The 14,124-nt window shown below is 58.1% G+C and carries 10 protein-coding genes and 1 pseudogene; 4 read left to right on the top strand and 7 right to left on the bottom strand.

Annotated elements, in window-relative coordinates:
• Positions 1-12: 12 nt before the first annotated feature.
• From PH605_RS22015 to PH605_RS22000, 4 genes are all read right to left on the bottom strand, one after another.
• Complete coding sequence (locus PH605_RS22015) at positions 13-1,149, bottom strand: ABC transporter permease (protein ID WP_142846063.1); 1,137 nt, start codon at positions 1,147-1,149, stop codon at positions 13-15.
• A gap of 1 nt (position 1,150) precedes the next feature.
• Positions 1,151-2,158 carry an ABC transporter permease gene (locus PH605_RS22010; RefSeq protein WP_137005706.1) on the bottom strand — a complete coding sequence of 336 codons (1,008 nt, stop codon included), beginning with the start codon at positions 2,156-2,158 and terminating at the stop codon, positions 1,151-1,153.
• Between the two features lie 87 nt (positions 2,159-2,245).
• Positions 2,246-4,333: an ABC transporter substrate-binding protein gene (locus PH605_RS22005; protein ID WP_142846065.1), complete on the bottom strand. Its 2,088-nt coding sequence runs from the start codon at positions 4,331-4,333 to the stop codon at positions 2,246-2,248.
• 108 nt (positions 4,334-4,441) lie between these two features.
• Positions 4,442-5,908 carry an alpha-glucosidase/alpha-galactosidase gene (locus PH605_RS22000; protein WP_142846067.1) on the bottom strand — a complete coding sequence of 489 codons (1,467 nt, stop codon included), beginning with the start codon at positions 5,906-5,908 and terminating at the stop codon, positions 4,442-4,444.
• A gap of 197 nt (positions 5,909-6,105) precedes the next feature.
• On the opposite strand from PH605_RS22000, the gene PH605_RS21995 reads away from it, so the two are divergent.
• Both PH605_RS21995 and PH605_RS21990 read left to right on the top strand, forming a co-directional pair.
• On the top strand, positions 6,106-6,993 hold the full coding sequence (locus PH605_RS21995) for an AraC family transcriptional regulator (protein ID WP_125146201.1): 888 nt from the start codon (positions 6,106-6,108) through the stop codon (positions 6,991-6,993).
• Between the two features lie 77 nt (positions 6,994-7,070).
• Entirely contained in the window at positions 7,071-7,532 is a 462-nt protein-coding gene (locus PH605_RS21990; RefSeq protein WP_142846069.1) for a hypothetical protein, read from the top strand.
• Between the two features lie 15 nt (positions 7,533-7,547).
• Here the strand turns inward: PH605_RS21990 and PH605_RS21985 are convergent, their stop codons facing one another.
• Both PH605_RS21985 and PH605_RS21980 read right to left on the bottom strand, forming a co-directional pair.
• Entirely contained in the window at positions 7,548-8,459 is a 912-nt protein-coding gene (locus PH605_RS21985; RefSeq protein ID WP_142846070.1) for a DMT family transporter, read from the bottom strand.
• A pseudogene (locus tag PH605_RS21980) lies at positions 8,456-9,061 on the bottom strand (PIG-L family deacetylase); the annotation flags it as partial. The pseudogene PH605_RS21980 and the gene PH605_RS21985, both read right to left, overlap by 4 nt.
• 302 nt (positions 9,062-9,363) lie before the next feature.
• Between PH605_RS21980 and PH605_RS21975 the strand changes: the two are divergent.
• Both PH605_RS21975 and PH605_RS21970 read left to right on the top strand, forming a co-directional pair.
• Positions 9,364-9,609: a type II toxin-antitoxin system VapB family antitoxin gene (locus PH605_RS21975; protein ID WP_104680004.1), complete on the top strand. Its 246-nt coding sequence runs from the start codon at positions 9,364-9,366 to the stop codon at positions 9,607-9,609.
• Positions 9,610-10,047 (top strand): type II toxin-antitoxin system VapC family toxin, encoded by a 438-nt coding sequence (locus PH605_RS21970; protein ID WP_142846072.1) that lies wholly within the window; start codon positions 9,610-9,612, stop codon positions 10,045-10,047. It abuts the gene before it with no gap.
• Positions 10,048-12,478: 2,431 nt separating this feature from the next.
• On the opposite strand, the gene PH605_RS21965 is transcribed toward PH605_RS21970, so the two are convergent.
• Positions 12,479-13,591 carry a porin gene (locus PH605_RS21965; protein ID WP_142846076.1) on the bottom strand — a complete coding sequence of 371 codons (1,113 nt, stop codon included), beginning with the start codon at positions 13,589-13,591 and terminating at the stop codon, positions 12,479-12,481.
• Positions 13,592-14,124: the final 533 nt, after the last annotated feature.

The raw sequence follows: 14,124 nt of genomic DNA, 5'->3' as shown, positions 1-14,124 counted from the left end.
ATTACGCTCCTCTCAATAGGGATCGACGGCATCGCGCAGGCCGTCGCCCAGCGCGTTGAAGGCGAAGACTGTGACCAGCACGAAACCGACCGGCGCGAGAATCCAGGGATAGGAACCGATGACGGAATAGGTCGCCGTATCCTGCAGCATCAGCCCCCAGGAGATGAGCGGCGGTTTCACCGCAAAACCGAGGAAACCGAGGAAGGATTCGAGCAGCACGACGCTTGGAATATGCAGTGTCACGGCGACGATCACATGGCTCATCACATTCGGCAGGATGTGCTGGAAGATGATGCGCCGGTCGGTTGCCCCGACGGCAATAGCCGCCCGCACATAATCGATGCGCGCCAGCGCCAGCGTCTTGCCGCGCACCTCGCGCGACATCTGCGCCCAGCCAAGCGCCGACATGACACCGACGACGAAAACGAGAAACACGGTGGTCGGCGCGGTGACGGGAATGAGCGACGTCAGCGCGAGATAAAGTGGCAATTGCGGAAACGCCAGAACCACTTCAACGAAACGCTGCACCCAGGCATCCAGCGGCCCGCCGAAATAGCCTGATATCAGGCCGACACTGGTGCCGATGACGGTGACGATGGCGACGACGCTCAAGGCGATGGCAAGCGAGATGCGCGAGCCATAAATGGCGCGCGACAGCACGTCGCGTCCAAACTTGTCGGTGCCGAGAAAATGCACCGGCTGGCCGTCGGTCGAACCGAAGAAGTGACGGCTCGTGGGGATAAGGCCCAGCAGTCTGTATTCCGCACCTTTGACGAAGAAGCCGAGATGGACGGGATTGTCGTAATCCGGCCCGACGATGGGCTGGAAGGTGACCGGATCAAGCTCTTCCGTTTCGGCGATGGCATAGACGCGCGGTGCAAGGCTGAAATTGCCGTCCTTGTCGGTGAAGCGCACCACCTGCGGCGGCGAGAAGCTGCCATGGGTTTCGAGCGGGTTCATCGGCGCGAAGAAATCTGCAAAGATGGCGATCAGGATCAGCAGCGCCACCAGCACCAGCCCGACCATGCCGGTGAAGGAGCGTCTGAGACGCCGCCAGACCAGCGCGAGATAGGTCTCGTTGCCATGGGCGGAACGGTCGGGTTTTGCTGCGGTGGCGGTTTCGGTCTTCATCTCGTCAAACGCCATCATCTCAGGCCCTCCCGAATTCGCGAACGCGCGGGTCAAGCATGGCAAGCAGCATATCGGCGATGATGTTGCCGACGATCAGCGTTGCAGCCAGCACCATCATGAAGGTCGCGGTGACATAGACGTCCCCCACCGCCATGGAGCCGACAATGGCCGGGCCGACGGTCGGCAACGCGAAGATGATCGCGGTTTCGATCTCGCCGCTCAACATGTAAGGCAGCACCACGCCCTGATACATGACGAGCGGGTGCACGGCGTTCGGAACCGCATGGCGCATGATGACAGCGCCTTCCGAAAGACCCTTGGCGCGCGCCGTCTCGACATATTGTGCATTCAGCGTATCGAGCAGATTGCCGCGCATCACCCGCATATTATAGGCGAGCCCACCGAAGACGGCGATGGCGACCACCGGCCAGACATGGCTGACGAGATCGACGAATTTGCCCCATGACCACGGCGCACCGCCATATTGCGGCGAAAAGAAGCTGCCGATCTCCGACACGTCGAAATGAAACACCATGAGATAGACGAGGATCAGCGCCATCAGGAAGCGCGGGATCGTCATGCCGAGGAAGGCAACGGTCGACAGAAGATTGTCGACCCAGGAATATTGCCGTGTGGCCGCCCAGATGCCGAAGGCGATACCGAGAACCGATGCAAAGATGTGGCAGACCAGCGCCAGCGCAATGGTGCGCGGCAGGCGTTCGCCAACCACATCGGCGACCGGCTTGTTGTAATAGAAGCTGTAGCCGAAATCGCCGCGGGTGACGATGCCGCCGATCCAGTTGAAATATTGAATGACGAGCGGCTTATCGAGGCCGTGCTCGATGCGATAAGCCTGAGCCTGCGCTTCCGCCTGTTCGAAGGACGCGCCGCCCTGGTTCATCAGCTGCGAGCGGATGTAGTCGGCATAATCGCCGGGCGGTGCCTGAATGATGGCGAAGGTCACCACGCTCAGGATCAACAACACCGGAATGGCGGATGCAACGCGTATCGTCAGAAATCTCAGCATCGAACGGTCTTCCTCGGTTTGGATGGGCCGTGTATCTCCGGCCGCGCTTCACGCGCGACCGGTACCGGGTTTTCTCCGGGAGGAGTTCTAGTTAATCGGCCCGCCCTCGCCCGGCTTGCCGGGAAGCTGCTGCGGGAAGAGTTCGTATTTGCCCTGCTTGTCGGCCGCGACCCAAAGGCGTTCGCGGATGATGGAGTCTTCAGCCCAGTTGAACATGAAGATCGGCGTGCCCTGCGGCACATTCGAGAACCGCTTGTTGACGATCAGCGCGCCGGGATATTCGGTGAGGCCGATCGTATAGAGGTTCTGCGTATAGACCCTCTGATATTGCTTCATCAGTTCGGCCCGCTCGGCATTGTCCTGCGAGGAGATGAACTTGCGAACGAGATCGGCCATCTCCTTCTCGAACGGCATCAGATCGAGTTCCTTGCCTTCGGGCGAGCGGTGGTTCCAGCTGGTGCGCGGGCCGACAGGGGCAAGCTGCTCGGTATTCTGCACCACGGATGAAAGCTCGGTGGAGTTGCGGCGCACCAGCCAGTCGAACTGCCCGCCATAATGGGCGGCATCGCGCTGGTTGGAATCGAGGCTGTTGATGACGACGCGCAGGCCGAGTTTCGCCATCTGGCCAACAAGACCTTCCGCGAGGCTCTTGTCCGTCGCGTAACCGTTATTGACGAGAAGGGTAATCTCGACATTGCGGCCACCCAGCGTTTCCTTCGGGAAATTCAGGAAACCATCGCCGTCCGTATCCTTCAGGCCTATCGAGGCGAGTGCGGCCTTGGCGGCCTCGAGGTTGAAGGGGTAATAAACCGTTGAGGCGCGGTCATAGAAGCTGGTGCCCGATGAAATGCCGCCCGGATAGATCGCCGTGAACGGCCCCTTCACCAGCGAGTCGCCGACTGCCTTGCGATCGATGGCCGATGTGACGGCCTGACGGAACACCTCGTTGCGGTTCAGTTCACGAATGGCCTGCCCACGCTCATCCGGATTGCCCCAGCCATTGGCGGAAAAATTCATCTGCAGATTATAGCCGATAAGCCGCGGCCCAAAGGCAAGACGGGCCGGCGCATTGGGGTCGGCGGCGCGTTTCAGCGAGGCGACGAAATTCTCCGGCTGTTCGAGGTTGGAGAAATCGCCCGATCCCGCCACGGCCTGCACATCACGGTCGGCCCAGGTGGAAAGCTTGTAATGGACTTCGTTGAGATAAGGCAGCTGCTGGCCCTTCTCATCCACCTTCCAGTAATAGGGGTTCCGCCGGAGCACGATGATATCATCAGGCCGATAAGCGACCGGCACCCATGCCCCCATGACCGGCATGTTCATATATTCCGGCGGGAAAGCGTTCTTGAACTGGTTATAGGTATTCTTGGAATATTTCGGATGCTGCGGTTTCAGAATATGCGACGGCCCGGGGCAGAAGCTCGGATAGGCCATGGTATAGAGATATTGCTTGGGAAAAGCTGCCTTGAAGGTCCATTCGACGGTGTAATCATCGATCTTTTTAAGGGTCGTTCCCTCACCGAAAGCCTCGGGCGATGCGCCGCCGCCAAGCGGTGAAACATTGGGGTCGACGACCGCATCTTCCCAGTAGAACATCACGTCATCGGCATTGAAGGGCTCGCCGTCCGACCACTTGGCGCCCTTGACGAGATGCATCGTCAGCTTGTGGCCATCCTCGGACCATTCCCAGCTTTTCGCCAGATTGGGCAGCGGTTCGGTGTCCTTGGCATCCACCTGGAAGAGCGGTGCGGTGCGCGTCAGGCATTCGGAAAGGGCGATATCGATGCCGCCCCAGCCCTGGCTCTGGCCGGCAATATAGTTCCAGCCCTCGGGCCTGCCGCCGACCACATGGCGCATCGTATCGCCGTAAACGCCCATACCGTCGGGCATATTGCCGGTCTTGTAGACCAGCGGTTCTTCCGGCAGGCGCTCCTTCAGCGGCGGCAGCTTGCCGGTCTTTTCGAATTTCTCGCTGACCCAGTCAGGCTCGCTGTAGCTCGGCAGCGCCTTGAATTCGAGGATCGAATCGCGCGCCACGTAGTTGATCTTGCCTTCGGCCGGAAATTGCGGCGGCTCCGGCGGCGTGGTGGTCTCGAAGGCATTCGCATTGAGTGCGATCATCGAAACACCGAGACCCAGTGCCGAGATGATACCGATCCTGCGTTGAAGTAACATCGTCATTCCTCCCAAATGGCAGCTCTTCGACCGCCCACCCTCTGTGATCGTTCTGGCCGTGGCGGCGAACTCCCTTCCGCCGCCCGGCCTGTTCCCATGCCTTTTCCTTCAAACAGCCTTTTTCAGCGCCGATCTTTCGGCCCGCAATTCTTCGATGGAGCGCACATTGCGGCGTGCGGCACCGGCCCAGTCGCGGGTCTTGACGCTGGATTTCGCAAGCCGCTCCTTCGCTGCCGGCACGGCATGGGCATATTGCGGCAGCCAGCGGGCCTGCGCGACGACCATTTCGTCCACCATCTGCCAGACCTCCTCCGGCGTGGCGACGGCGCCGACAAGCGGATCGTGCAGCACGGCAAGCTTCAAAAGATCGATATCGCCGCTGACCGCCGCATGCACGGACATGCGCTGCACGTTGATGGAGGCCATGCAGGTGGCCGCACAGGCTTCCGGCAGCGTTATCCCCGAGACCATGTTGATGCCGAAACGGTCGACGAAACCGGGGGATTCGATGATGGCATCGGCGGGCAGATTGCTGATGACGCCATTGTTCTTGACGTTGAAATGGCCGCGATAGACGCGCCCAGTTTCCAGCGCTTCCAGAATGTGGCTCGCATGTTCATTGGAGCGCCTGGCCGGATCGATGGGCTTTGCCGCTGAGGCAAGGAACTGCGGAAACTCGGTTTCGAACCAGTTGCGCGTCTCGGTGGAATGGCGCAGGTAGCCGCCGGTTTCGCCGTGAATCCAGTCGGACATATCGATCCAGCGGGCAATCTCTTCCGGCCGCTTGCGATACCACGGCAGATATTCGGAGAGATGACCGTTGCTCTCGGTTGAATAAACGCCGAACCGCTTCAGCACGTCGATGCGCAGCTTCTCCTGCTGCGAGAAGACCGGATGCGCCTCGAAGGCCGCGACCAGCTCGTCCTTGCCGATCTTGCGACCGTTGAGCCTCAGATCGACGAACCATGTCTGGTGGTTGATGCCGGAGCAGATGTAATCCAGCTCGGACACGCTTTTCGCACCGAGAATTTCGGCGATCTGTTCCGCGCCGTGCTGCACGCCATGGCAGAGACCGACCGTATCCACCTTGCCATATTCGATGGCCGCCCAGGTGTTCATCGCCATAGGGTTGGCATAGTTCAGGAATTTCGCACCTGGTGCGGCGACCTCGCGGATATCCTTGCAGAAATCCAGAATGACGGGAATGTTGCGCTGACCGTAGAGAATGCCGCCGGCGCAGATCGTATCGCCCACGCACTGGTCGATGCCGTATTTCAGCGGAATGCGGATATCGTCCGCATAGGCTTCCAGCCCGCCGACCCGCACGCAGCTGATGATATATTTCGCGCCCTCCAGCGCCCGCCTGCGGTCGGTATCGGCCGTCACCTTGACGGGAAAACCATTGGCCTCGACGATCTTCTCGAGGATCGCCCTGATCATATCCAGATTGTGCTGGCTGATATCCGTCAGCGCGACTTCAATATCGCGAAACTCCGGCACACACAGGAGATCGGTGAACAGTTTTTTCGTGAAACCGACGCTGCCTGCGCCAATAATAGCGATTTTGAAACTCATAACGCCACCTCTGTTGCAAATCGAACGGGTGAAACGGGCCGCAGGATCGTAAAATGGCATTGCAGAAAAATACCCGTAAGAATCCCGGAAAACCGGCCTTACTCCCAATTTTTCAGCAGCAATATCCCGCTGGCTGTCTCCTCGGATCGGGATTATGCGTATAATATCGGTGAGGACCAGAGAAGGATTATGCTTTCATGGGTAATTTTGTGCTGCGAGATTTGATCGATCAGGGACCCGGCATGCGAACCGTCTCGCTGCCGCGCGGCCGCCAGACGCTGCACACCATGCCGACCAGCAGCGGTTATGAAATCCGCCGCAGTGGCAATTACGACTGGGACGGGCGCAAACGCGGCCAGACGCCTTTTACCGTGCTGCAATATTGCATCGCCGGACAGGGCAACCTGCGTTATGAGAACCGCCATTATGTGGTGAGGCCGGGCGAAACCCTGCTGCTGCTCATACCGCACAATCACCGCTACTGGCTGGAAGAAGGCAAGGAGTGGGAATTCTTCTGGATTTCCATGAATGGCGAGGAAGCCCTGCGCATTCACCGCAATATCCTCTCCGTCACCGGCCCGATCCTCAAGCTCCAGCCCGAGACCGTGGATCATCTTGCCGAATGCTGCTCGCGCCTCGTCAATGGCGCGGAAACGCCAGGCGCCGCCTCCGCCGTGGCTTATGAAGCGGCAATGACGCTTTATGACGATGTCTTCGGTTCTCATCCTTCTTTCGGCGGTGAATATCGCACCATGCAACAGGTGCTGAGCTACATAGACAGCCATCTCGGCGAACGACTTTCGGTCAGCGACCTTGCGGCGGTGGCAGGCCTTAGCCGCGCGCATTTTTCCCGCATCTTCGCGGCAAGCGAGGGCCTTTCGCCAGCGGAATTCGTGCTGCAGCGACGCCTGCGCCGGGCGGCCAAGCTTCTCACCTCGGCGGCCAACCTTCCCATCAAGGAGGTGTCGGTGCTGTGCGGTTTCGAGGATCCGAACTATTTTTCCAAGGTCTTTCGCAGGCTCTACGGCACCAATCCGAGCGAATTCCGCACCACCGGCATGTATGCGAGCGTGCGGCAGGGCTGAACGACAACACGACTTCGTTTTGACATGTTTCAGGCGATTAAGGATGGGCCTTACGCCCTTTTTGGAGACCCGCCGAGGTGAAGAGCATAATCCGGACGATCCTCGTCTTTCCGCTTCGGGCGATCATCGTTTTCGCCCTGATCCTCGACGGCATTTTCCGCCCGCTTTACCGGCCCGTCATCAGGGCCATATCCGGGCTGACATTCATCAAGCGACTGGAAAGCCGGATCGCGCGATTGCCGCGTCTTGCCATTCTCCTTTGCCTTGCGGTGCCCTTCGCCATCGCCGAACCCATGAAGATCATCGGTCTCGTCCTCATTGCCCATGGCGCCGTCAAAGCGGGGCTGGTTCTGACGGTCCTTGCCCATCTCGCGACATTCCTCATCGTCGAGCGTATTTATCACGCCGGCCGGGAAAAGCTCCTCACCTATCCCTGGCTCACATGGATCATGCGCTATGTACGTTTCGCGCGTTCATTCTACGATCGCTTCAAACTTGCGGCACTGAACTGGATCAGGCTCCGGCTTCTCGCGCAATAGAGGCAGAGCGCCCCGTCACCGTTTGCAGCGCAGCCTCTTCAGGAGATATTCCGCAAGGGCAGTCGACTGCAAGGCAACGAGAATAATGACGATACCGACCACCACACGGGCCTCCGGCACCTCGTCAAACAGGAAATATCCAACAGCGGTCACGAACAGGATCGATAGATAGCCAACGGGTGCAAGGATGCTGGCATCGGCAATGCGATAGGCCCGCAGGAAGCAATATTGCCCCAGCTGCGCCAGCAGGCCGATGGCGAGCAACGGCCCCCAGTCCAGCGGCGCGACCGGCTTCCATGTCCGGATCGCCGGAACGGCGGTGATGACGGCAAGGCCGACCGTATAGAACACCATCATCACCGTGGTGTTTTCCTGCCGCAGCGCCCGGGTCTGGATGACTGCAAGAGCGCCGAACACCACGGAGACGAGGACAACCAGCACCCCCGCATTGAATGCCGCGCCGCCCGGCGCGATGACGATCAGAACGCCGACAAAGGCCAGACACGCCCCCGACCAGCGATATCGGCTCACTTTTTCCCCTAAAATGGTAACGGCCATCGCCATCCTCACCAACGGTCGCGAAAAACCGACGGCATTGACGGTGGCAAGCAGTAGAAGAGTGATGCCGATAAAATTGCTGGTGAGCGCGATGGCGTTGCAGCAAATCCGGAAAATATTGCGCCATGGATATCGGACGCGCACCATTTCCATTCGGTGCCGCCAGATGAGCGGCAGAATGAAGAGCAGACCGATCATCGCCCTGATAAAGACAAGCTGGAAGGCGGGATAGGTGACGCCCTGCGCCTTGACGAGCGCGGTCATTCCGCCCGCAACAAGGGTAATATCCAGCAACAGCCAGCCTATGCCCGCGCGCGTATCCGTTTCGCGCGGGTTTTCCTGTTCTTCGTTTTGGCCGTCGCCATTCACGCCGGCTGCACAAGGTTGGCCATGAGGCGGAAGGCCCCCGGCACAAGCTTGTCCATCTGATGATACAGCACGAGACTGGTATGGGTGTGACGGCCCTTTCCTATGATACCGGAGACGAGCGCGCCCTTGAGCGGCGGTTCTCGACATCATGCATCGCAAGCAACGGCTCGTAGACATCATCCCAGCGCGAGGCGAAATAGAGCCCGCGTTCCTTGTCCACCCCGCCCAGTCAGCATCATCGATCCTGTTGGGGCCGACAAGCAAGGATGTTCAGGCGTCAGCACCGTCACCTCCGCCCGCGGGTCGGTCACCCGCCAGCGCAAGGAAGGCTTGCCGATCTCAAGCCGCCTCAAAGGCGTCGTCTCCGGGTTCCATCCATCGGTCGGCCGGTGATAGAGCGTGACGAGATGGCCGCCATCTTCAACGAAACGATGAAGATTTTCTGCTGCCGCGGCCAGACCCCTGCGGATGCCGAAAGCAAAGATGCCGATAACGATCGTCGTGAAGGAAGACAGGTCGCCGGCAAGCGCCTGAGCATCGAGTTCGGTGACATCGAGACCCATGCGCGAAAGTCAAAGCCCCACCCTGTCGGCGCCACCGCTTGCGGAGGCTATGCGGGACGGTGGTTTCAACTATCAGCGTCAGCTGCATGTGATGGCCGTGGACATCCACCGGCGCGCATATCCTGGATGGATGGGCACAAAGCTAAGGGCTGAAGCACGGAAGAAAGAGACCGTGATAGCACCGCCGACGCAGTTGCACGCGAGAATTTGAAACAGTTCTTCCTCTCCTGTTCGCGGCAGTTAAGCGCGGGCAATTGAGCTTCTTTTGGGCTTGCAAACGCGTATATTCCATATAGAATATACGAATATCTAAGCGCGCATATACGCCAAAGGATTTGAATATGTCTCTTTATATCCGCGATAGTGCCGTCGATGAACTGGCAAGAAAGGTCCAGATGGCGACGAAAGCACCGAATAAAACCGAAGCGGTAAGACGCGCTTTGGAAAACGAGCTTGCCCGGGCGGAAAATGCGATCCCTTTGAGTGAGCGCATTAAGAAGTTGCAGGACGAGGTCCGAACCGTGCTTGGCCCTACTCCACAGCCCTTTGACATGAAAAAATTCACAGACGAGCTTTGGGAAGAATAAATGTATATCGATGCATCCGCAATCGTTGCGATCTTGACCAATGAGAGCGACGCCGCTGACCTGATTGCGAAACTGGAGGGAGCCCAAAAACCCATCTTTTACTCGTCGATGACGGTTTTCGAAGCGGTACTAAGCTTGTCCCGCCAGATGGCCAACGCAAAGGTCGGACAGCAGCTGCCAATCCCGCCGGAATTTATCGAGACGGCCCAACAAAAAGTCGAAAGCTTTTTGACGTTGATCGCCGCTCGTGAAATGCCGATAGGCGGCAGAACACATCGCGCGGCCATCGATGCCGCGAGAAACTACGGGAAGTTTGTTGCTCATCCAGCCCGTCTGAATATGGGCGACTGCTTTGTTTACGCTTGCTCAAAAGAGTATCGTTTGCCCCTTCTGTTCAAGGGCGACGATTTCACAAAAACCGATATCGAAACCGTCTGAGTATTGAAGTTTGGATGTCCGATATTTTTATTCATATAAAAAGTCCCGCCGTCAGAGCTGACCTCATCATCCCCGGCGTGGTGATGATGATATTGATCGGTGTTTCGGTGTTGCCAATCTGGAGCGGGACCACCGCCGTCCTCATAAACACTCTTGCTCTAGCGGCCGGACTTTTGGGCGGCTCTTCCACATTCTCGATAATACCCCCCAACTCTCGCCAGTGAGGAGATCGAATGGCGAAAGAAACACGCGGACGAATACGGCGAGGAGCAATGGGAAGTGCTGCCCTTTTTGCATAATTTTCTCGTCCGCATACGAGCAGTAGAAAACGACCATTAATTGTCGCCAGTCGCGCCGATTGTGGTCAACACGGTGCCACGGATCGCAAAACACAAGGTAGAGAGAATGACGGCCAATATACCGACAAAAGCCACAACGTGTGTTTCTCTGGCAAAGCCAGGCTCAAGGCTCGCAAAAGAATGGAAACTCCCGAAACCGGCCTACGGTACTTACGAATACGAGCCGGCATTTGAACGACGGGGGCTACGCTGGGGTGATGGTTCGTAGCAACTCTTGACGTCGGCGGATCACAAAGACCTGGTGCTACTGTCGGAGCACGGTGAGGAATTGGTTGGGACGCTTTTCGACTGACAATATTTCCTTGCCCTTCCGCATCAAGCGGCAGGACAGGGCGCGAGGGTTCTCCTTCGGAACCCCACCCCTCGAACACCCCACCCACCCTTTCCGAAATGGCCGACCAAGAGCGGCCTTTTTCATACGGAACGCACAAGCGGGGCCAGTCGGCCCCGCCTCCTCTGACGGGTCGCTACGCTGAGGCTCCTGCGGCTCGCCTTGTTCCGCTCTTTGCGTGTCGAGAATTCCCGCAATCCCGCCCTCCGGCCGGCGCCATGCTGATTTCTCCGATGTTCTTCGTTTTAGCATGATCGACTGCGGTTCGCAGGCGACACCTTGCCGATCGAGCGGGTTTACCCGCACGACCATGAAGCCGGTCCGGCCGGTTTCCCACGGTCTCCGGCAAAACACCTACGGCGCTATTTGGTCAGCGCGGTCCCATGCCTCCGCCCGCTTCGTTCGCCCCCAAGCTCGCTACGGCCTCGATCCTTCTCGGCTGGGAAATCTGGCGGCCTTTCGGCCACAATTTCTTGTTGCGGGGAAAGAGGGTGCTGCCCGTCTCTCCCCCAACAAGAACCGCCTCGTCCCTCCGGTGCAGCAATTCCGTCACCCTGAAGGGTGCAACCGCGTTGCGCACCATCGCGCCGCGTGTTCGCACGCTCTTCGCCGGATCTTGCCCCCCTCTCTCCCGCTGTTCCGCACGAACTCGGGGACAGAAGCTGAGTGCTCCTGCCCGCCGGGCAGAAAGGCTGCTTCGCGTTTTTGAAAGGAGAGCGTAAATGACGCAGGCCCACGAGATATTCGACGTAATGGAGTTCGTTGACGGTCCCGATCCCGGTCAGACCAGACTGACCGTATCCTCTACACGCTGGCCGGGGCTATCGCTTCGTCTCACCTAAAGAGGCGGCGAAAGGAGGGCTTGTTAAGGCGTATTTCCCAACTCCTGGAGACGCCGTACAGGCTGCGCGCCATACCTCTGTGCGCGACGGTTCAATTTCCGTGAGGCCAGTGCAAATAAGGCGAGATTTCGCGAAGAGCTATCTTGAGTGGAAGATCCTGCAGGGCCACGGCGGCGCTGGTGATGAGGCTGTAGCTGACGCCGTTCGCAAGTGGTTCCCGAGGAAGTGCACAGAGAAGCTCGCCGGCAGGCTCAACGCATACGCCCAATCCGCACAGATCACCTGGATCCTCGCAAGGGCCGCCTTCTAGATGCCCTTTGGCGGGTATTTTATTCGAGACGTGCTCAGCTCCGGGCTGACACCTTCAGGGCGAGATCCGCACTCCATCTCAAGGCATATCCTCTGGAGGCGTTGGAACACGGCCCTTTAGGATTTCGACGACAAATGGGAGGATGAGCCGGTGACAACGGCAGTTGAAACGACCTCGTGGATAGATCTGGCTGTGGTGCAATTCCGGAGCACCTACGCGATTCTCGCGAGATAGGCGGCGCGCGATCTCCATGCCAAAGGTTGATCACCTCTGGAAACAAAACTCCCCAGCCTGGAGAGCTGGGGAGCAACCTGATTATCATCAGGAACTTCGACTGGAGTTATCGACTCACCCGTCGAAACGGGGTGGATCTGAGCTTTCTAACTCACTCACATGCTAAACAAATTTTCGGACCTTGTCCAAAAAAAATGCTTCGGCCTGCTTATTTTCTTGCAATTTGTGCAGAAGCCTTAACGGGAAATTCTGCTTTGACAACAGCGCGTTAAGAAATAGATCGCGAGGGTGGGGAAGAACAAAAAAGCCCCGACATTTCTGCCGAGGCTCCCATCACTGACAATGTCAGATCAGATTAGAACGAACGCTGAAGGCGAACGAAACCGGTCCAGCTGTCGCCACCGCCATTAACACCTTCGGTGCCATCGACGTCCTGGTAGTTAACAGCAACCTTCGTGGAAAGACCCTGGGTGATTTTGTAATCCACCGTCAGGCCAGCGCGCCATGCGTCGCGGTCGCCAGTGAAGTCGCCGTCCGTACCGATGTCCAGCGTACCGAAGTACTGGAAGCCGGGGGTGATGACGAGCTTGTCGGTTGCCTTGATTGCGTATTCAGCAGCAACTGCCCACTCAGACTCTTCGTAGTAAGCGTTGGCGCCAGAAGCCCATACGCCGGCGAGGCCGAGAGTGCCCGGGCCGATTTCAGCCGTGACGATTGCACGGATAGCACCGTTTTCAGCGTCGGTGTCGTAACCGCCAAGCAGGGCGGCGTTTACTGCGCCGAACTTCGCACCAACAATAGCGCTCACGCCAACGTTGTTGTCGCCTTCGCCGTTCAGAGCCGTCCAGTTGAGCTGGTTGACGCCGAGGTTGTTGCGCTGAATGGTCACAACGCCGCCAGAGGTCGTGATCGAGTTACCAGCGACTACGCCTTCGAGTTCTTCAACTGCGACACCAGCGTAGAAGGAGCCAGCGTCGTAGGTGTAACGGATGGCGTTCAGACGAGTGCTGTTCGAAGACAGGATATCGGTTTCGCCGGAGAGACCATCGTCCCACCAGTTGTAGTAGTAACCGACCTTCAGGCCGCCGAGTTCGATGAAGGCCTGGTCAACGTTAACGCCGCGGTTGCTGTCGTTGTCAGCATCGCCACGGAAACCGATGTAGCCACGCAGAGCGCCGAGCTCGGTGTCAGTGCGGGTGTCGATGTTGAACTGAGCGCGGGTAAACGAATCCCAGTCAGACGTGCCGGACTTGTTGCGGCCGAAGTCGGTCTGGAAACGGATGTAACCGTCGAACTTCAGGCAGGTTTCGGTGCCGGGGATGTAGAAGAAGCCGGTGCCGAAAGCGTCGCAAACGCGAACGTATTCCAGGGGCTCAGGCTCAGCAGCGACGATAGCGTCAGCGGCCTGTGCGCCGGATACTGCTGCGAGAGCCGCAGCGGAGCCGATCAGAAGGCTCTTGATGTTCATGGTTGACCTCCAGTCAAATTTTATTTTCCACCAACGCAAAGCCTGAGGTCGTGTTTCCCTGCCTCTTGGCTCAACGCTGATTCACAAATGGCAGATGAAATGCGGGGTCGGCAATGTAGAACGGCATAATACAATCATATTCGCGCTGCCTTAATTTTGGATTGTAGCAAAAGGGCAACAATGTGATTAATGGACCACGTTTGGCTGGACCAATGAAAACCATTTGTTAAATATCGGGTTTAATGAACTGGTAATTCCTGTTCAATTTCAGGCCTTTGTTGCCCTTGCACCCGTTCGGCACAGAAGGCCAGCTATTGTTTGACTCCAGCGCAACGCCGGAACATAACAAGAACAAATGATGGTGGGATGCTTCCAAGTCAAAAAATCGAGGTGAGCATGTGTAACCTGTACCGCGTGAAGACCAATCAGGAATCGATTCGCGACATCGTGGCATCATGCAGGAGCGGCTTAATCTGGAGCCGGAGGTCGAAGTTTATCCAGACGGGCCCGCACCAGTGGTTCGCTATGGAGAG

It is taken from the genome of Agrobacterium sp. CFBP 3001, from assembly GCF_027871605.1.
GTDB classification, from domain to species: domain Bacteria; phylum Pseudomonadota; class Alphaproteobacteria; order Rhizobiales; family Rhizobiaceae; genus Agrobacterium; species Agrobacterium leguminum.
Note: the sequence above shows the minus strand (reverse complement) of the source record. Positions and strands in the feature narration are given on the sequence as shown.